Annotated in this window: 16 protein-coding genes and 1 pseudogene; 5 read left to right on the plus strand and 12 right to left on the minus strand. The window is 66.1% G+C overall.

Annotated elements, in window-relative coordinates; all coding sequences use genetic code 11:
* Positions 1 to 5 precede the first annotated feature (5 nt).
* The 3 genes from ACAM49_RS15235 to ACAM49_RS15245 all read right to left on the minus strand — a co-directional run bounded on the left by ACAM49_RS15235 (position 6) and on the right by ACAM49_RS15245 (position 4,455).
* The gene (locus tag ACAM49_RS15235; protein WP_369636149.1) at positions 6 to 644 is read right to left on the minus strand and encodes a class I SAM-dependent methyltransferase; all 639 of its coding nucleotides are present in this window, start codon (positions 642 to 644) and stop codon (positions 6 to 8) included.
* Positions 641 to 2,575, minus strand: a complete 1,935-nt coding sequence (locus ACAM49_RS15240; RefSeq protein ID WP_369636150.1) for a DUF6301 family protein — start codon at positions 2,573 to 2,575, stop codon at positions 641 to 643. Before ACAM49_RS15240 ends, ACAM49_RS15235 begins: the two co-directional genes overlap by 4 nt.
* 137 nt (positions 2,576 to 2,712) lie before the next feature.
* Positions 2,713 to 4,455 carry a CocE/NonD family hydrolase gene (locus tag ACAM49_RS15245; RefSeq protein ID WP_369636167.1) on the minus strand — a complete coding sequence of 581 codons (1,743 nt, stop codon included), beginning with the start codon at positions 4,453 to 4,455 and terminating at the stop codon, positions 2,713 to 2,715.
* Positions 4,456 to 4,934: 479 nt separating this feature from the next.
* On the opposite strand from ACAM49_RS15245, the pseudogene ACAM49_RS15250 reads away from it, so the two are divergent.
* Positions 4,935 to 5,950: pseudogene (locus ACAM49_RS15250) on the plus strand (alpha/beta hydrolase).
* A 1-nt stretch (position 5,951) separates the two neighbouring features.
* Here ACAM49_RS15250 and ACAM49_RS15255 read toward each other — a convergent pair.
* From ACAM49_RS15255 to rpsF, 6 genes are all read right to left on the minus strand, one after another.
* Entirely contained in the window at positions 5,952 to 7,307 is a 1,356-nt protein-coding gene (locus ACAM49_RS15255) for an LAGLIDADG family homing endonuclease (RefSeq protein ID WP_369636151.1), read from the minus strand.
* Positions 7,308 to 7,352: 45 nt separating this feature from the next.
* Positions 7,353 to 8,750 (minus strand): replicative DNA helicase, encoded by a 1,398-nt coding sequence (gene dnaB, locus ACAM49_RS15260; RefSeq protein WP_369636152.1) that lies wholly within the window; start codon positions 8,748 to 8,750, stop codon positions 7,353 to 7,355.
* Between the two features lie 644 nt (positions 8,751 to 9,394).
* On the minus strand, positions 9,395 to 9,850 hold the full coding sequence (gene rplI, locus ACAM49_RS15265) for a 50S ribosomal protein L9 (protein ID WP_369636153.1): 456 nt from the start codon (positions 9,848 to 9,850) through the stop codon (positions 9,395 to 9,397).
* Positions 9,851 to 9,867: 17 nt separating this feature from the next.
* On the minus strand, positions 9,868 to 10,137 hold the full coding sequence (rpsR, locus tag ACAM49_RS15270; RefSeq protein ID WP_040814320.1) for a 30S ribosomal protein S18: 270 nt from the start codon (positions 10,135 to 10,137) through the stop codon (positions 9,868 to 9,870).
* Positions 10,138 to 10,199: 62 nt separating this feature from the next.
* Positions 10,200 to 10,760: a single-stranded DNA-binding protein gene (locus tag ACAM49_RS15275; protein ID WP_040814318.1), complete on the minus strand. Its 561-nt coding sequence runs from the start codon at positions 10,758 to 10,760 to the stop codon at positions 10,200 to 10,202.
* A 123-nt stretch (positions 10,761 to 10,883) separates the two neighbouring features.
* Positions 10,884 to 11,174 (minus strand): 30S ribosomal protein S6, encoded by a 291-nt coding sequence (gene rpsF, locus ACAM49_RS15280; protein WP_369636154.1) that lies wholly within the window; start codon positions 11,172 to 11,174, stop codon positions 10,884 to 10,886.
* 247 nt (positions 11,175 to 11,421) lie between these two features.
* On the opposite strand from rpsF, the gene ACAM49_RS15285 reads away from it, so the two are divergent.
* Entirely contained in the window at positions 11,422 to 12,777 is a 1,356-nt protein-coding gene (locus tag ACAM49_RS15285; protein WP_369636168.1) for a glycosyltransferase family 87 protein, read from the plus strand.
* Here the strand turns inward: ACAM49_RS15285 and ACAM49_RS15290 are convergent.
* Positions 12,679 to 13,239, minus strand: a complete 561-nt coding sequence (locus tag ACAM49_RS15290) for an ABATE domain-containing protein (RefSeq protein WP_369636155.1) — start codon at positions 13,237 to 13,239, stop codon at positions 12,679 to 12,681. The genes ACAM49_RS15285 and ACAM49_RS15290 overlap by 99 nt on opposite strands.
* 85 nt (positions 13,240 to 13,324) lie before the next feature.
* On the opposite strand from ACAM49_RS15290, the gene ACAM49_RS15295 reads away from it, so the two are divergent.
* Together ACAM49_RS15295 and ACAM49_RS15300 are read left to right on the plus strand one after the other, a co-directional pair.
* The gene (locus tag ACAM49_RS15295) at positions 13,325 to 14,266 is read left to right on the plus strand and encodes a DMT family transporter (RefSeq protein ID WP_369636156.1); all 942 of its coding nucleotides are present in this window, start codon (positions 13,325 to 13,327) and stop codon (positions 14,264 to 14,266) included.
* Positions 14,267 to 14,302: 36 nt separating this feature from the next.
* Complete coding sequence (locus tag ACAM49_RS15300) at positions 14,303 to 15,265, plus strand: DUF389 domain-containing protein (protein WP_369636157.1); 963 nt, start codon at positions 14,303 to 14,305, stop codon at positions 15,263 to 15,265.
* 1 nt (position 15,266) lies between these two features.
* Here the strand turns inward: ACAM49_RS15300 and ACAM49_RS15305 are convergent, their stop codons facing one another.
* On the minus strand, positions 15,267 to 16,385 hold the full coding sequence (locus tag ACAM49_RS15305; protein WP_369636158.1) for a DUF475 domain-containing protein: 1,119 nt from the start codon (positions 16,383 to 16,385) through the stop codon (positions 15,267 to 15,269).
* A 99-nt stretch (positions 16,386 to 16,484) separates the two neighbouring features.
* Positions 16,485 to 17,060, minus strand: a complete 576-nt coding sequence (locus ACAM49_RS15310) for a TerD family protein (protein WP_369636159.1) — start codon at positions 17,058 to 17,060, stop codon at positions 16,485 to 16,487.
* A gap of 215 nt (positions 17,061 to 17,275) precedes the next feature.
* Between ACAM49_RS15310 and ACAM49_RS15315 the strand changes: the two genes are divergently transcribed.
* Positions 17,276 to 18,478: a hypothetical protein gene (locus ACAM49_RS15315; protein ID WP_369636160.1), complete on the plus strand. Its 1,203-nt coding sequence runs from the start codon at positions 17,276 to 17,278 to the stop codon at positions 18,476 to 18,478.
* The last annotated feature ends 11 nt before the right edge of the window (positions 18,479 to 18,489 follow it).

The following is an 18,489-nucleotide window of genomic DNA, read 5'->3' on the forward strand; positions in this document are numbered from 1 at the left end:
CCGGGTCAGATCCGGACGGCGAGCACCATCCCCTGCGGGGTGCGCTCATCGGGACGCGCCTCACGGAAGAACTTGGCGGTGGCTCGGAAACCGTTGGCCGCCAGCATTTCCGCGAAGGTATCCGGCGCCCAGCGGAAGGACGGGGCGACCTGGTGCGCGTATTCCGTGACGCCCGTGGGCTCGTCGGCGGCCTGGAAGCCGAACAGCGCATGCCCGCCCGGCCGCAGCACGCGTGCGAACTCACTCAGCACCGCGGGCACCCGCGCCGGTGGAATGTGAATGATGGAGTACCAGGCCACGATTCCGGCCAGCGCGGCATCCTCGAACGGCAGCCGCTCCATCGGCCCGACCGCGAACGGGATGTCCGGGTACAGCTCCCGGGCCAGGCGGATCATCTCCGGGGACAGGTCGAGGCCGGTCATCTCCAGCCCGGCCGCCGCGAGGTGACCGGTGACCCGGCCGGGCCCGCAGCCGATATCGGCCACCGGGCCGGTCCCGCTGTCCCACACGGTTTCCGCGAACGCGTCGATCATCAGCCGGTCGAATGGATTGTCCTGCAACTGCCGCTGGAACAGCGTTGTGTACAGCTCGGCTACCTCGTCGTAGGCGGTCCGGGTGACGACCATGTCCTCGGTTTCGATCATGGTTCGACCATAGGCGCCGGACCGCCCCCGATCGATCCGGTGGACGGTGAGCGCACCGGCTGATCCAGTCCGTTCAACAGCACCCGCACCGGGGCCTGCGGCGGCATCAGGGTTTGCAGCGGCAGCACCGCCAGCCGGGCCAGGCGACGCAGATCACGGTGCAGGGCGGGTAGGCGGATACCAATGCGCCACAATGGATATCGATGATCTGGATGCTGCCAGCCGTCGCGCAGCATGAGCTTGAGTACGCGCGGCGAGAGCGCGCGGGCGGTGGCGCTGGCCAGTTCCAGGCGCAGCTGTTCGTGATCGCGGTCGATGCGGGCGCGATGCGGGTCCCCGGCGTCGACGGTGAGCTGTCCGGTCTCGCCGAGATCGGCGATGAGCCCGGCCAATTCCTCGAAGAACTGCGCCCATTCGCGGTCCCGGGCCCGGTGCGCGGCGCGCTGCTGCTCGATGATGAGCCGGCGGTCGCGGTCGCCAGGGGGCACCAGGTAGAGCTCCACCGTGTCGGCCTCGGTGACCAATCCCATGGTGAGACCCGGGCTCTGCCAGGCCGCCCCGTGCGCGTGGCCGAGCACCCCGTGCCGCGGCAGGCCGAATTCGGCGCGGAAGCCGTCCAGCGCCCGGGCGTACGCGGCGGTGCGCTGCTCGCGGACCTCGGCGGGCAGGCCCTCGTCGTAGAGGAAGGATTCGATGCTGTCGCTGAGGGTGACGCAGACCGCTTCCAGGCGGTCGCCGTCGAAACAGAAGCGGGCGCGTGGATCGTCCACCCGTAGGTCGGTGTCGGCCCAGACGGTACGTTCGCCGGAAGCGCTGTCGTGCACCGGTTTCCAGCCCGAGGCGGCGGTGAAACCGGCGAGGTCGGCGCGGGTCCAGGTCCAGTCGAAGCCGCGGGCGGCGCGGGCGATCTCGATCCCGGCGGGCACGTCCACCCGCAGCGGTCCGGCGTCGAATTCGTAGGCGGCGTGATTGCGCAGGAATTCGGCGCGCTGGGTACGGGAGGTGGGATGCGGCGGCACGCCCAGCGGCGTCACCTCGAGATCGGGGCCGCCCTCGACCCAGGCGTCGGCGACCAGATCGGTGATGGCGGTCGCGCCGATGGTGCGCAGGGCCTCGACGATGCGCAAGGCCAGCCCGCTCATGGCGACGCTGCCCGCGCGCCGGGAAAGGGCACGCGTCCAATTGGCTTCGCGCGGCGGCGTCCAGCCCTGGTCGATCAGCGCCTGCTCGATCTCGGGGGTGTAGCGCCAGGTGGGGTCGACGAATTCGCTGCGGGCCAGTTCTCCGGTGAGCTGTTCGGGTCCGGCCTCGAACTGGATGAACCGCCCGCCCGGCAGGGTGAGCACCAGTCGCCCGTCCACGGGCAGCGTCTCGAGGAATCCGGCCAGGCTCTCGGCGAGGCGCATCCAGCCACCCGCGGCGGTGCGGCGGCGGGCGATCTCGTGGCGGCGGTCCATCCAATACCGTTGCGCCATCGGATTGATGAGCAGCAGATCCACGGTGTCGACGCCGATGGTCAAGCCCGCGAAGACATTCGCGAACCGCCACGCCACCCCTTCGGCCGGTCCGGCATCGGCGGCCTCGGGTTCGCCCCAGTGCGCGGTGAGGGCGGCGACGGCCTCGGCCAGCGCGGCGTCCAGGAGTTCCCGGCTGCCGGAGTCGGTGGGCGGGGGACAGTCGGAGATGGTGACGCGCACATGGTCGAGGCCGCGTTCGCTGCCCCAGAACATGGCCGAGTCCCACCACACGGACAGTCCGGTGCGGGAGAAAACGGGGCCGTCGCGCAGCGTTCCCACCGGTTGCGGACTACTCCATCCGACCAGTCGGGAGAATTCCGAGACATTTCCGGAGCCCCAGCGCCAGCCGAACCGGGCTGCCGCTCTGACGATCTCGACCGCACCCGCGGTATCGACACGCACCTCGAAACCCACTCGGTGACAGTAGCCCCGTCCTCGGCGGTGTAGGGAGGCGTTCCGGTGGCTATTAGTCTGTCAGTGGCCGGCGCTTCCCGATTGGGGCGGACAATCCTCGGGAAGCCCGGCCACGGTCATGCTCGTAGCCGAATATGTCAGTGCTCCATCGGGAATCGTGAACTTCCCGCGTCGCCCGCCGGAATGATCGGCAAAACCAGTGCCGAGGGGTGGTCCGGATCGTGGTAGATGGTTTGGGTCGCGATCTGTGTATTCGTGTTCAGCCCGAACGGATCACCGGTATTCGGATTGGGCGCGAACTGCGGGAAATCGCTGCTCGAGACCTCGACCCTGATCTTGTATCCCGCCTTCACCAGATAGCTGGTCGGCCAGATGTCGATCGAGTACTTGTAGGGCTGCCCCGGCACTATCGGTGACGGATGCTCCAGCGAATCCCGGAACGCGGCGCGAATGATGCCGTTGTTGAGGTTCATGGTGGAACCGTCCGGGGCCACCGCCACCAGCTTCGCGGTGAAGTCGGTGTCGGGCGCGGTCGAGGCGGCCCACAGCGTCATCCGGATCGGGCCGGTGAGTTCGGTATCGGAGGCCATGGGCGCGGTGGTGTAGGTCAGCACATCCGAGCGCTGCTCCACCACGTACTGGTCCACCGGCCCCTGCGGCCCGGTCGACGCGCCGCAGCAGGAGTGCCCGCCCGCGCTGGGCACGGGATTGAGCGGGTCGTACACGTAGCGGTCGGGCTCCTGCGGGTCCTTCGGGGCATCGGTGGTGAGCTGACCGAGACGGCCCTGAAGGGTGCTGGCGCCCTTGCCCGACAGGTAGTAGGTGGTCCATCGGGTGTTCGGCAGCGGCCACGCCGACGCCGACTTCCACTTATTGGCGCCCATGAGGAAGTAGTCGACCACCGGCTGCCCGGAAACCTTGTTGTCCTTGCCCTTCAGGAAGTGGTCGTACCAGGCCAGCATGAGGTCGTTGATCGGGCTGTCGGCCGCCTCGCCGCCGGTGGACAACATGGGCGTCGTGATATTGGTGTCCGCGCGCCCCCATCCGAGGTGATCCCATGGGCCCAGCACCAGCCGCTGTCCGGCCCGCGCCTCGGGCGTGCCGCCGTTCGCGACCATCCCGGCGAAATTCTCCACCCCGCCCGCGAGGAACGCGTCGTACCAGCCCTCGAAATTCAGTACGGGGACTTTGACATTCGCGTATCTGTCCCGAATGCTCCACTGCTTCCAATAGTCATCGCGAGTGGAATGCGCGATCCAATCGTAGAACCACGGCGCGATCGTCGGATCGCCCGGATGTAGCGGCGGAAACTGTTGATACGGACGGAAACCCAGCCACCGCGAGTAATCGGCCTCATCGGCGGCGAGCTGTTTGGCGGTCCCGGTATCCCCTCGATTCACCGCCGCGCTCGTTCCGATGGTCCCCATCGCCCACGGCTCGACGAATGCCAGCCGGAACGCGCCGCCCTCGTAATTCCAGCCGTCGTAATAGTCCGAGGACGTATTGGCCGGAACGATGGTGGTCAGGTGCGGTGGCGCGGTGACGGCCGCAAGCCATTGCGTCGCACCGACATACGACGACCCGTACATCCCCACCTTGCCATTCGACCCGGGCAGCCCGGCCGCCCACTCGACCGAGTCGTACCCGTCGTTCAGATCGTTCCCGAACTCGGTGAAGTTCCCGGATGATGCGCCCTGCCCCCGAATGTCCTGCACCACAACCAGATAGCAGTGCGAAGCGAACCAATCCGGCGTCTGATACCGGTAGGGCTGAACCTGCGCCGCGGCCTTCCCGTACTGCGTGCGCATGAGGATCACGGGCACCGAATCCGAGGTCTTCGGCTTGTACACATCGGATTTCAACACCACGCCGTCCCGCATGGTAGCGGGCACGTTCTCCTGCTTGTCCACCGCGCACGAGCCGCGCCCGCCCGCCGGCGGCCAACTGCTCGCGGTCGGCGTCGTCGAATTTTCCCCACCGCTTCCACACCCCGCGGCGACCAGCGCGGCCGCCGCCGCGACCGCCCCCGTCCGAGCGATACGACCTCTCCCACTAAGGGTCATAGATCGACGGTAACCCCGCACGCGGCCGCGGTGATCGACAATCAGGCAAAGCGGGCCAGTTCGGCCGCCCGCTATCCTCCGGTTTCCCTGATTTCTGGCGCAAACCCTGGTTCCGAGGGCGACTTTCAGTGGATTTCGGGTGGCTGACCTGCGAGTACGGATCACTTCGAAAGATTGTCGCTAATTTTCAGCAACGAAACCGCCGAAGCGGACGATAGGTACTTCGAGCGAGCGTGACGACGGGAACTGCCCCCGTCGTCGCGCCGCTTTTTCGCCCGCTCGAGCGAGAGGACCTGATGATGAGATCGATCCGAAGCGTGCTGGCCCTGATCGTGGCATTGGTCGCACCGCTGGTTGTCGCCGTATCCGGCGGTGGCGCAACGGCGTCGGCGGCCTTCGATCCGGCCGCCTTCGATTTCTGGGTCGATTCCGCCATGGGGCCCATCAAAACTCGCGTGCTGCGCGCCGCTGACGGCAATACCAACCGGGTCGTCTATGCCCTCGATGGCATGCGGGCCCGGGAGGACCTCAACGGCTGGGAAATCGAGACCAATGTCGCGGAAGCTATGGCGGCGGCCAACATCAATGTGGTCATGCCGGTAGGTGGTCAGTCCAGTTTCTACGCCGACTGGAACGCCCCCAGCTCCTTCTTCGGCATTCCGCCCGGCACCGGCTCCGCGAACACCGGCTCCGGCGCGACCGACGCCCTCTCCGGCGGCCCCGGCAAGAGCTACCGCTACACCTGGGAATCCTTCCTCACCAACGATCTTCGCTGGGCCCTGCGAGATCGCCTGGGCTTCAACCCCAATCGCAACGGCGTCTTCGGCCTCTCCATGGGCGGTAGCGCGGCCCTCACCCTCGCCGCCTACCACCCCGACCAGTTCTCCTTCGCCGGCGCCTTCTCCGGCTACCTCAACATCTCCGCCCCCGGCATGCGAGAAGCCATCCGCCTGGCCATGATCGACGCCGGCGGCTACAACGTCGACTCCATGGCCCCGCCCTGGGGCCCGCAGTGGCTGCACATGGACCCTTCGTCTTCGCACCCCGCCTGGTGGGCAACGGCACCCGCCTCTACGTCTCCGCCGCCTCCGGCCGCCCCACCGCCATGGACGGCCCCAACATGGGCACCGTCAACGGCATGGCCCTGGAAGCCCTGGCCCTGGCCAACACCCGAGCCTTCCAAGTCCGCATGGCCACCCTGGGCGCAACAAACGTCGACTACTCCTTCCCCGAGTACGGCATCCACGCCTGGAACAACTGGCAAGACGAGGCCTACCGAATGCTCCCTTCCCTCTCCGCCAACATCGGCTGACCTACGACCCGGCATAGACCGAAACACTGTCTGCCACCAGATTTTCGGTGCCGGACACGGATACCGAGAACACCTCTTGCTTGCCGAGGCAGGTGATCTTGGTGATTCGGTCCCAAAAGATGTCGTTGATGCAGAGCATTGAGAGTTCGGGTGCATCCAAGATGTGTGCGGCGCGAGCCAGTCGTTCACGGCTGGGCGAGTGCTTCCACATGGTGGAACCACAGAATTTGGATCCCATGGCGGACTGAAACTCGCGATGGGTGATGTTGCGTGCTGGCAGCAATTCCCGCACTCGGTCCCAGATCTCCTTGGGGATTGTGTCCACGTTCGGGTTGAACGTCATGGTGTCAAGCTCAGCCAGACATGCCTCACCGGCGACACCCCGGGCACCATGCGCGCCAATGTCTTGCAGGAAGGTCGTTTGGTTCTCCCCACCATCAATCTTGAGATGCCAGCAGTCACGAAAACCGGCCTTCGGCACGAGCCTGATGCGGCTGTGGACTCCCAGCCGGAGTAAGAGGTTCGCGACGTCGTGAATCAAACGCAGGCTGGTCGAGGTGTAGTAGATCCGAACTTGTCGCCCAGCTTCATCCCAGTGGATGGAACCGTCAGTAGCCCAGAGATGACGGAGAAAGATCGCGATCTGTTCCGTTGGGAGCGCGAAAATCCTTTCTGGAACGAACTTCTCGTAACTACGGAGGCCGAACAATCCGAGCTCGTCGAGCCATGCTGCGATCGGATTACGTTTGCCTCTGGCAAGTCGGTAGGGCGCCGGCAACCGCAGACTGGTTACCTTTGCTGCTGCGTAGTCGTCGCGTACGGCGGTGATACCGAAGTGCGTGGCGGCTTCCGCCACAGCGGCGAGGTTCTCCTCGTCCACGCTCGCGTAGCGAATGGGCTGGCGCTTCACGAACGAGCCGTCGCCGATCATGTGCGCCAGCAGAACAACCTCTGAGTGGGGCATCTCGTTGGTGTCCAAGGTATGTGGAATCCAACGCGGTATGGCAATGCGGTCGTCGGTCGCGAGGTCCGCCACCCGCTTCCAGCCGTCTATAGTCAGCATTCGCGCCGCCGCCGCGGCGTCGATACTCCGACCGGAGGCCAAGCGCACCTGGAAGATCGTCCCGTGGCCGCCAGTGGAGATCTCCGAAATGGGCCGGGCAACGAACCGCTTATATTCGTCGAGAGACCACACCAGTGGTCGCTCACCGCTGTGCATCAAGGTTTCCAGCGATACGAATGTTCCGTTGTCGGCGCGCGCAATTCGCGCGGCAGCCGGTAGACCGCACGGTCGGTAGGATTTGAAGGTGTTGGTGCACTTACCATTTGCTTCATCAGGAGCTTGGTTCGTCTGCACCCATCGACTGTAACTCGAATCCGCGTTCGAAACACGCGAAATGTATCAACCCCGTGCCATATCGACGAATCGACTCAAATGCAGCTGGTGGGCAACGGTAATCGTCGCGGTGGGGCCGTTTCGGTGTTTGCCGAGAATGAGGTCGGCTTCGCCACCACGCGGATCATCCCGTTCGAATGCATCAGGCCGATGCAAAAGGATGACCATATCCGCGTCCTGTTCTAGGGATCCCGATTCGCGAAGATCGGACACCATGGGGCGTTTGTCGGTTCGCTGTTCGGGACCACGGTTGAGCTGGGAGATTGCGATTACCGGGACCTCTAGTTCCTTCGCCATCAGTTTCAGGCTTCGGGAGAATTCCGAGACTTCCTGCTGGCGGGATTCGACCTTTTTGCCGGAGCTCATCAGCTGGAGGTAGTCGACGACGATGAGGCGGAGGTCGTGGCGCTGCTTGAGGCGGCGGGCCTTGGCTCGGATTTCCATCATGGTGAGGTTCGGGGAATCGTCCACGAACAGCGGGGCTTCCGAGATCTCGCTCATGCGGCGGGCGAGTTTGGTCCAGTCGTCGTCGCTCATGCGGCCCGAACGCATATCGCCCAGCTTGATCTTCGCCTCCGCGGATAGGAGGCGCATGACGATTTCGGTGCGGCTCATTTCGAGGGAGAAGATGACGCTGGCCATGCCGTGCTTGATGGAGCAGCTGCGCATGAAATCCATACCGAGCGTACTTTTTCCCACGCCGGGTCGAGCCGCGACGATGATCATCTGGCCTGGGTGGAGGCCGTTGGTGATTTCGTCTAGTTCGGTGAAACCGGTTGGTACGCCTAGGGAGATGCCGCCTCGGGAGGCGATGGAGTCGAGTTCGTCCATCGTCGGCTGGAGGATGTCGGTGAGGGGGGCGAAGTCTTCGGAGGAGCGGCGTTCGGTTACGTCGTAGAGTTCGGCTTGGGCTCGGTCTACGACCTCGGCTACGTCTTGGCCGTCGGCGCCGGCGTAGCCGTATTGGACGATTCGGGTGCCGGCCTCTACGAGGCGGCGGAGGACGGACTTCTCCGCGACGATTTCGGCGTAGTAGCCGGCGTTGGCGGCGGTGGGGACCGTTTGGGTGAGGGTGACGAGATACGGTGCGCCGCCGATGCGTTTGAGTTCGCCCTTGCGGTCGAGGGTGGCGGCGACGGTCACCGGGTCGGCGGGTTCGCCGCGGCCGTAGAGGTCGAGGATGGCGTCGTAGACGGCCTGGTGTGCGGGGCGGTAGAAGTCACCGGGGCGGATCACCTCGATGACGTCGGCGATGGCGTCCTTGGACAGCAGCATGCCGCCGAGGACGGACTGTTCGGCGGCCATGTCGTGGGGTGGCTGGCGGCCGAAATCCTCGCCGGGGGCATCGGGCGGGTAGTCGGAGGGTCCGTGATCGTCGTGGCCGCGATCGTCGATGACTGCCATCAGGCTCGACCGTCCTCTCTCCTCGCGCCCGGAACGACGTGCATGACCCGTTTTACGCCTGCGCACCGACATGTTCGGACCGCCACGCGGAGCCGACACGCCAGTCATGAAGGCGCGGTGGCAAACCCGTGGTGGTGGGCGCTGGATATACGGAGTCGAGCCGTCCCCGGACTGTGGTCACGACATTCGAATGCGAACCTAGGCGACCGGGCGGGCACCCGCCAAACCGAGCTGTGCACACACCTGTGGATAACGTGGGTATTGTTCACCGACTGTTGTGCACCCCCTGTGGAGAACTTGGGGACAACAGTCGGCGGAACACATCAATGTGCTGGTAGTGGCCGAATTCTCATTGTGCGCAACTGTGGATCAATTCGGTGCGGCGTGTCGCTGGACGGTAACGTCCGGGCGTGTTGGGTAAACGGACGGTCACGCACGTGTGACCCAGCACACAACGAGAATGGTTGGTTTGCTGAGCAATCCACAACCCGGGCGAACATCGCGGGTCATGCATGCGGATGCCTCGTCGAGACACCTTCGCGCGGCCCGCCGGGACACTCGCACCGGAGGATCAGCCACTACTGGGCAAACAAAAGAAATCGGAGGTCACCCCCCACCGGGGAGGTGACCTCCGACAAACCGAATTACTCGGCGGCGTTGACCTGCAGGTCGACCTTGGCGACCACATCCGGGTGCAGGTGCACCACGACACCGTGCTTGCCGGTGCTCTTGATGTGGGCCTTCGGCAGCTCGATGCTGCGCTTGTCTACAACCGGGCCACCGGCGGCCTTGATGGCCGAGGCAACGTCGGCGGCGGTGACCGAACCGAAGAGCTTGCCGGTGCCCGCGGTCTTGACCGACAGGGACACGCCGGACAGACCCTCGAGGGCCTGCTTCAGCTCGTTGGCGTGGTCCAGGTCGCGCACGCGACGGGCGTCCTGCGCCCGGCGAATGCCCTCGACCTGCTTCTGCGCGCCCCGAGTGGCCACGATGGCCAGGCCGCGCGGGAGCAGGAAGTTGCGGCCGTAGCCGTCCTTGACCTCCACGGTGTCGCCGGGCGCACCGAGGTTGTCGACATCAGCGGTGAGGATGAGCTTCATCTCTGTGCCTTCCCTTCTCAGCGAGCGGTGGACACGTAAGGCAGCAGGGCCACCTCACGCGAGTTCTTGACGGCGACAGCGATATCGCGCTGATGCTGGACGCAGTTGCCGGTCACCCGGCGCGCGCGGATCTTGCCACGGTCGGACACGTACTTGCGCAGCAGCGCGGTGTCCTTGTAGTCGATCTTCGCGCCGGCCGTGTTGTTCTTCTTGCCGGCCTTGTCTTCCTTGCAGAAGGTGCAAGCCTTCTTCTTCAGCACCTTTTCGCGTGCCGGTGCTTTGGCCATGGTCTTTCAACTCCGTAATTATGGGAATCAACCGTCGGGGCGATTCCGGGGAAAGCCGTTGTCTAGAACGGCGGTTCGTCGTCCATCGGCCCGCCCCCGAAGGAGCCGGCCGCGGGGGCACTGCCCCACGGGTCGTCGCCGGCGCTCTGGCCGCCGCGACCCCCACCACTGCCACTGTTACCGCCACCGGAGAAGCCGCCGCCTTGCTGGCCGCCGCCCTGTCCGCCACCGCCGAAGCCGCCGCCACCACCGCCACGGGTGGTCTTGTTGACCTTCGCGGTCGCGTACCGCAGGGAGGGACCCACCTCGTCGACCTCGAGTTCGACGACCGTGCGCTTCTCACCCTCGCGGGTTTCGTAGGAGCGCTGCTTGAGTCGTCCGCTCACGATCACTCGCGAGCCACGGGTCAGGCTCTCGGCGACATTCTCCGCAGCTTCACGCCAGATGTTGCAGCGCAGGAAAAGCGCCTCGCCGTCCTTCCATTCATTGGAATTCCGGTCGAACACACGGGGAGTCGACGCGACCGTGAAGTTCGCGACGGCCGCTCCCGCGGGGGTGAATCGAAGCTCGGGGTCAGCCGTCAAGTTGCCGATGACGGTGATGACCGTGTCGCCTTGGGCCATGGTTCCTCCTGCTTTCCGGTGCAGTCCGCAATGCGCTCGCCCGTACTGTCAAAAGCACGGTTTGCCAGTCAGCCTAGAGACAGGGACCGACGATTTACGAGCGACGTTGCGGGAGGACTGGACTTACTTCTTGTCGAGGCGCAGCACCTTGGTGCGCAGCACCGACTCGTTCAGGCCCAGCTGGCGATCGAGCTCGCTCACGGTCTCGGGCTTGGCGGTCAGATCGACGACCGCGTAGATGCCCTCGGCCTGCTTGGCGATCTCGTAGGCGAGACGACGGCGACCCCAGATGTCAACGTTGTTGACCTTGCCGCCCTCGGCACCGACAACACTCAACATGTTGTTCAGGTTCGGGCCGACGGTGCGCTCGTCCTGGCTCGGATCGAGAATGACCATCACTTCATAATGACGCACGGACCTCATCACCTCCTGTGGACTGTGAACGGCCCACGGACTGTCCGTGGGCAGGAGGGTTCGTTGCGTCAGCAACCCGACAAGGCTACATGACCGGGTTTGAGCAGCGAAATCGGGCCTGTTCCGGAGTTGAGCGAGCGAACACGCCGAGAGCGCGCCTAGGGTGGGGCGCATGTCGAACCGACCCGTCGTGAGCGAATTGGTTTCTCGCCGTCGCGATTCGGGCCGTTTCCCTTATGGGCCGAGCATGATCGCGATCGGGTCGACGCTGGTGTGCGCCGTCACATTGCTGATCGCTTATTGGAACAAGGCGCGCTGTGCGGGCGGGGCATTCGACGAGTACGGGCGCAGCGCGATCTTCGATGTCATCAAGGACTCGAATGTCTGCTACTCCGATATTCAGTACCTGTGGCTGGGCCGCGGGATCGACGAGCACGTCTTTCCCTATATAACCGGCGACATCACCCCCGACGGGCAGCTGACCGGCGGCGCGGTCGAGTATCCGGTGCTGAGCGGGCTGTTCATGTGGATCGGCGGCATCGGCAGCCACACCGACGCCGACTTCCTGCTGCACTCGGCGCTGCTGCTGGCCCCGTTCGCGCTGCTCACCGCCTATCTGCTGGCCCGCATGGCCGGTCCGGCGGCGCTGCTGTGGGCGGCCGGGCCGCCGCTGGTGCTCTACGCCTTCCACAATTGGGAACTGCCGGTGGTCGCCACGGCCGTCGCCGCGTTCTATGTGATGACGGTGCTGACGAGATATTCGCTGCGGGATCGGGCGATCGCCGCGGCGGTATTCCTGGCGATCGGCTTCTGTTTCAAGCTGTATCCCGGAATCTTCGTGCTGCCGTTGCTGATTTACGTGCTGGTCGGTGAACACCCCTTGCGCGAGAAGCGATTCGACGTGCGCGGCGCGCTCATGGTCGCGGCCACCGCGATCGGCACGGTGGTGGCGATCAATCTGCCGTTCGCGCTCGCCGGATACGACGGCTGGCGCGCCTCGATCACCTTCCAGCAATTGCGGCAGGCCGATATCACCACCAATTCCATCTGGTACTGGGGATTGCGCCCGCTGTTCGCGAACACTCGCGCCGGGGAGAATTCGTTCCAGGACATGGTGACGGTGGCCTCGCCGCTGCTGATTCTGATCACCTTCGTGGTGGCCTGCTGCCTGGGCTGGCGGCGGTATCAGCTGGCCGGCGTCTATCCGTGGATCGGCGTCAGCGGCGCCATGCTGTGTGGATTCCTGTTGTTCCACAAGGTGCATTCGCCGCAGTACACGCTGTGGCTGATCCCGTTCCTGGTGCTGCTCGAGGTGCCCTGGGGGCTGGTGGTCGCCTACCTGATGGCCGACGCCTGCATCGGCGTCGGCGTCTTCCGCTACTTCTATGCCCTGGGTCAGGGCCACAATGCCGAGTTCGAGCAGAACATCGTGCAGATCGGCGTGTGGGGCCGGGCCGCGTTGCTGCTGATGTTCTTCTTCCTGTTCGTCGGCGCGCGGATGCGGTCAGTGGGCCGCTTCGGTATTGCGCACGCGGAAGGCCTTGCTCTTGGCCCGGTTTCCGCAGACCGCCATATCGCACCACCGGCGCGAACCGCCGCGTGAGGTGTCCAGGTAGAGGCGGGTGCAGGCGTCGCGCCCGCACTCCTTGAGCCGTTCGCGATCCGGGCCGCCGAGCAGTTCGATGGCCGAGCGCGCGACGGCCGCCAGCGCGGCCTCGACGGTCCCGCTGCGCTGAACAGTGCCGTCGGCGCGCAGCGTGAGTTCGGGCGGCGCGTCGTGGGCGTGCCGGTTGAGCAGCCTGCGGTCGGCGTCGGCGGCCGGTTCCCCGTTCAGGGTGGCCAGCATGATCCGCCACGCGGCCTCGCGCAGGCGCAGGGCGGGGGCGAGCGCGCCGGTGCAGTCGGGCGCGGTGTCCAGGATGCCCGCGGCGACCACCCATTCCCCCAATTCCGCATCGCCGGTGAGCAGTTCGATGCCGGTGGTGCGGCGTTCCTGCCGGGTGCCGATGAAGTTCAGCGCCAGGTTGCCGCTGACGAACAGGTGGGGATCGGCGAACGTGGTCATGCCGCCATAGTAACCACCTTGACAGGTTACGCAATGGAGTGCGACGGTAGTAACCACCTAAAGCGGTTAGCGATCTGGAGGGATCATGGACAACCGGCTTCTCGAGGTGGCGGGCCCACCGGCGCTCATCTTCATGTGGAGCAGCGCCTTCATCGCCGGCATCATCGGCGTCGGGGCCGCACCGCCGATGCTGGTGCTGTTCGCCCGCTTCGGCATCGCCGGCCTGCTGCTCATCGCCTACGCGCTGATCGTGCGCGCGGTCTGGCCGCGCGGAAAGACGCTGGGCCACACGGTGGTCGCCGGACTGCTCATGCAGATGGTGCAGTTCGGCGCCTTCTACACCGCCATGCACGAGCACGTCACCGCCGCCGTCATCTCCCTGATGCAGGGCCTGAGCCCGGTCGTGATGGCCGTCTTCGCGGGCGCCCTCGGCGAATCCGTGAGCCGCACCCAGTGGCTGGGCTTCGGCGTCGGCGGGCTGGGCGTGGGACTGGCCGTGCTGGACCATCATTCGACGTTCTCGGTGCTGGGCCTGGTGCTGTGCGTGGTCGGGCTGCTGGGCCTGAGCCTGGGCACGATCTACCAGAAGCGCTTCACCCCCACCGTGGATCCGCGCGCCGCGACCGCCGTGCACGTGGCCGTCAGCGCACCCTTCGCGGGCCTGCTGGCCGCGCTCACCGGCAGCTTCCACATCGCCGATCCCGGCCGCTTCGCCGGTTCCATGGTGTGGATGGTGCTGATCAACTCCATGGGCGCGTTCCTGCTGCTCAATACGATGCTGCAGCGCTGGGACACCACCCGGGTGAGCCGCTTCTTCTTCGCCATCCCGGCGGTCACCGCGATCATGGCCTGGCTGGTCATCGATCAGCCGTTGCGCCCCTTGACGATTGCGGGCCTGGCTGTCGGACTGGTCGGCATGGTCCTGGCCTCCCGTCGCGCCCCCGCGCCGGAACCCGCGACGACCGCCCCCGAACGCCCGAACGCCGTCTTCCACCGCATTCAACCCCGCCGACCCGTGCGGGTCTGACCCGCCGCGCCGCCCGCCGCACGGCAGACTGTGCGCATGCTGCACCTGCGGATCCTGGCCCCCGCCACCATGACCGACGAGATCCTCGAGGTCCTCCAGACCGATGACGCGGTGACCGGACTGGTCGCGGTGCGCGACGCGGTCATCAAGCCGCCGGGCGATCTGATCACCGCGCAGATCGCCCGCGAGGGCGCCAACGACCTGATCTGCCGGCTACGCGCGATGCGGGTGCACCAGGTGGGCAGCATCGAGCTCGAACAGGTGGGAACCTGGTTGTCGCGCAGCGGCTTCGAGGCCGAGATCCGGACCCCCGGCAGCAGTACCGATGCGGTGGTCTGGGCGGAGGTGGCCCAGCGCGCCTACGACGAGACCGAACTGAACTGGACCTACCTGAGCTTCATGACCCTGGCGACGCTCATCGCCAGCATCGCCATCATCACCGATTCCCAGATCCTGACCGTCGGCGCGATGGTGCTCGGACCGGAGTTCGGTCCCATCGCCGCGCTGGGCGTGGCCATCGTGCGGCGGCGTCTCATGTTGTTCCGATTGGCCCTGCGCACCTTGGTGATCGGCTTCCTGGCGGCCATCGGCATCACCATCGTGCTCGCGCTGATCGGGCGGGCGTTGGGCTGGATCACCCTGGCGCAGGTGACCGGTCCGCGCCCGGCGACCCATTTCATCTACACACCCGACAAGTGGTCGTTCATCATCGCCGTCATCGCGGGCGCGGCCGGCGTGCTGTCCATCACCTCGGCCAAATCGGTCGGCCTGGCAGGTGTTTTCATCTCGGTGACCACCGTCCCCGCGGCGGGCAATATCGCACTCGGCGTGGCCATCGCCGACGGCGCCACGGTGTGGGGCAGTACCGCCCAGCTGCTGGTCAACCTGGTCGGTATGGCCATCGCGGGCTGGCTCACCCTGACCGTGCAGGAGCGGCTGTGGACCCGGGTGTCGGTGCGGCGGGCTCGGCATATGGCCATCCCCCGCCGCATGCTCTGAATCAGCCGACGCTAGAGGACTTCTCCAGAGACAACTCCTCGTCGTCGCCCTCGCCGTTCGCCCCTTCGCGCCGATTGCGGATCACGCTGGTGATGAACGCCGCGCCGATGAACGCCACGCCGACCAGACCGCTGATCACCTCGTTCACGTGCACGCCGATGGTGATGAGCAGGATGACCGCCAGGGCGCCGATGGCCCAGAACGCGCCGTGCTCGAGGTACACGTACTCCGAGAGCGTGCCCTTGCGCACCAGGTACACCGTGATGGATCGGACGAACATGGCGCCGATCAGGCCCAGGCCCAGCGCGATCAGGATCGGGTCGGAGGTGATGGCGAACGCGCCGATGACACCGTCGAAGGAGAACGAGGCGTCGAGCACTTCCAGGTACAGGAACAGGAAGAACGCCGCCTTGCCGGTCGCCTTCACCGCGCCCGAGGGTCCGGATGCCGCGCCCTCCGCGTGTTCCTCGGCATGGAACATCGAGCCGAGCCCGTCGACCAGGATGTAGGTCATCACGCCCAGGATGCCGGCCAGCAGCACGGTCCCGCGATCATCCTCGGTGGCAATGAATTCCGCCGCGATGACGATGCCGCCCAGGGTGAGCACCACCGCGAGCATGTCCAGCTTGCCGAGCTTGGCCAGCGGCCGCTCGATCCAGCCCAGCCAGGTGACCTCGTGCTCCTCGAGGATGAAGTTGAAGAACAGCAGCAGCAGGAACGCGCCACCGAAGGCGGCGATCTGCGGATGCGCGTCGGTGAGCAGCTTCTCGTAGGAGGCGCTGCCGTCGGGGAAGGTGAGCGCGCCGTCGGCGGGCGGGTTCATGGCCAGATCGAAGGCGCGAACCGGGTTGAGCCCGGCCGTGATCCACACGATGGCCAGCGGAAACACCAGGCGCATACCGAAAACGGCGATCACGACGCCGATGGTCAGGAAGATGCGCTGCCAGAAGTCGCTCATCCGCTGCAGGATGCTGGCGTTGATGACGGCATTGTCGAAGGAGAGCGACACCTCGAGGATGCCCAGGATCGCGCACAGCAGCAGCGCGGTGGGGCCGCCGTAGACCAGCGCCGCGATCAGCGCCAATACGGTGACGACTATGGAGAGGCCGAAAATTCGCACCGCTTGGGGCCTTTCGTTGTGGCGGGTCGGGTAGCGGGTGGATGGACACACGAAGAGGGCCCGTGCGACCGAGCCCTCAACGTGTCGCGGGATATGAAATCAGACGTTGACGCCGAAGTCCCGTGCGATGCCCGCGAGGCCGGAGGCGTAGCCCTGGCCGATGGCGCGGAACTTCCACTCACCATTGTTGCGGTAGAGCTCGCCGAACACCATGGCGGTTTCGGTCGAGGCGTCCTCGGACAGATCGTAGCGGGCCAGCTCCGCCCCGTTGGCGCGGTCGACGACCCGGATGTAGGCGTTGCGCACCTGGCCGAAGCTCTGGCCGCGCGAGTCCGCGTCGTAGATCGAGACCGGGAAGAAGATGGATTCGATGGTCGGCGGGGTGTTGGCCAGGTCGATGTTGATGACCTCGTCGTCGCCCTCGCCCTCACCGGTGAGGTTGTCGCCCGTGTGGACGATCGAGCCCTCCGGCGACTGCAGGTTGTTGAAGAACACGAAGTGCTTGTCGGACAGCGCCTTCTTGTCGGCGCCGGTGGCGATGGCGCTGGCGTCGAGGTCGAAGTCGGTGCCGGTGGTGGTCCGGATGTCCCAGCCGAGGCCGACGGCCACCTGGGTCAGGTTCGGAGCCTGCTTGGTCAGTGAAACGTTTCCGCCCTTGGACAAACTGACACCCATTGCGGGAATCCTTCCGTTGTAAAGCGTCTGCTGCTTTTCTTGCTTAACGGCGTGTCCAGCAAGTCGGTTCCGCCGTCTCGACAGTAATGGTTTCCCCAAGCCTTGGGTAGGTAAAGCTCAAGGCCACCCTGCGTGAGCTGCCTGTCACAGAACAGACTCACACACTCCATCGCCGCAGTCGCGGTGTTCGTCAACGTTCTCCTACCATCGGGGACGTGGCAGGCCGTCGACGCGGATGGTTCCGGACGAATCCCCGGAACAACGAATGGGTGCAGCAGGCCCGGCAGGTGCTGACGACCGCCTTCCTGGACATGGATCGCCGGCAGAGCATCGCCGAGGCTGCCGTCGCCGCGTCCGCGGCACTGTTCCCCGAACGCGGCATGGCCGCGCGCTGGGAACCGGTGCGCGCCCGCTGTTATGGCGCGTCGGGGGCCTACCTGGCCCTCAACGACCGCCTGGACCAGGCCGAACGCGACGGCGGCACGATCGCCCAGCCCGAGATCGACACCGTGATCCGGGGCCTGGCCGACGCCGCCCGCGGGGTCGACGAGTTCTACCGCGGCAATCAGGCCCATCTCGAGAACGCGGTCGCGGTCTACGGTTCGGTGCCGCAATTGGTCGCGCAGGTGCGTGCGCAGGCGGCCCAGCAGCGGCAGGCCGCCGACGCCTCGCCCTATGCCGCCTATCGGTCGATCCGGCGATGCGCGGCCGCCGTGGATGAGGGACTCGTCACACTCGAGGCCGCGGTGGCCGCCGGGGTCGGGGCCGCCACCCGCGACGCCGCGACCAGGCTCGAGACCCTCATCAAGGAATTGGCCGCCGCCCTGGAAGCCGCTCCCGGAAAACAGCATTCGGCCACCACCGCCATCAGCTCCGCGGCCACCCGGCTGGATGCCGCGCGCAATCGGCTGGAGCGGGTCGCCCCGGCCATGTCGGCGCTGCTCCGCGAGTTTGCGGCTGCGTCCTCGAACGATTTGGCCAACAATGAGCGGCAAGCCCGGGAGGCCGTCGCGGCCGCCGACGCGGATCTGACCCGCGCCCGGGCCGCCCTTGCCGACCACGACCCGGAGGAAGCGCTCGACCTGACCACCACCGCCCGCGCCCACCTCGCCACCGCCGAGGAGCGCGCCGAGGCCGTCACCGATCGGCTCGCCCTGCTGCGGCAGGTGCGCGAGCAGCCCGCCGAACGCGCCAAGGCCGTCCGCTTCAAACTGCGCGACGCCCAGATGCTGGCCGTGAACAAAGGTGTGGTCCCGCAATGGGGTTCGGTGCTCGACGCCCAGGCCGAGCGCCTGGACCGGGCCGGTGCGGGCCTGACCGGACGCCATCCCGACTACTGGGCCTATGTGTCCGAACTCGACGCCATCTCCGCGTTCGTCGCCGGAGTGGTCGAGCGCATGAGAAACACCGACAGATAGACAGCAAGCAG

This window comes from Nocardia sp. JMUB6875 (assembly GCF_041154655.1).
GTDB lineage: Bacteria > Actinomycetota > Actinomycetes > Mycobacteriales > Mycobacteriaceae > Nocardia.

Coding starts and splice junctions, on each gene's coding strand:
- rpsR (WP_040814320.1), bottom strand. CDS start 10,137: ATGGCCAAAGCACCGGCACGCGAAAAGGTGCTGAAGAAGAAGGCTTGC.
- ACAM49_RS15295 (WP_369636156.1), top strand. CDS start 13,325: ATGGACAACCGGCTTCTCGAGGTGGCGGGCCCACCGGCGCTCATCTTC.
- rplI (WP_369636153.1), bottom strand. CDS start 9,850: ATGAAGCTCATCCTCACCGCTGATGTCGACAACCTCGGTGCGCCCGGC.
- ACAM49_RS15235 (WP_369636149.1), bottom strand. CDS start 644: ATGATCGAAACCGAGGACATGGTCGTCACCCGGACCGCCTACGACGAG.
- ACAM49_RS15310 (WP_369636159.1), bottom strand. CDS start 17,060: ATGGGTGTCAGTTTGTCCAAGGGCGGAAACGTTTCACTGACCAAGCAG.
- ACAM49_RS15245 (WP_369636167.1), bottom strand. CDS start 4,455: ATGCGGGACGGCGTGGTGTTGAAATCCGATGTGTACAAGCCGAAGACC.
- ACAM49_RS15290 (WP_369636155.1), bottom strand. CDS start 13,239: ATGACCACGTTCGCCGATCCCCACCTGTTCGTCAGCGGCAACCTGGCG.
- ACAM49_RS15285 (WP_369636168.1), top strand. CDS start 11,422: ATGATCGCGATCGGGTCGACGCTGGTGTGCGCCGTCACATTGCTGATC.
- ACAM49_RS15300 (WP_369636157.1), top strand. CDS start 14,303: ATGCTGCACCTGCGGATCCTGGCCCCCGCCACCATGACCGACGAGATC.
- dnaB (WP_369636152.1), bottom strand. CDS start 8,750: ATGGCAGTCATCGACGATCGCGGCCACGACGATCACGGACCCTCCGAC.
- ACAM49_RS15275 (WP_040814318.1), bottom strand. CDS start 10,760: ATGGCCCAAGGCGACACGGTCATCACCGTCATCGGCAACTTGACGGCT.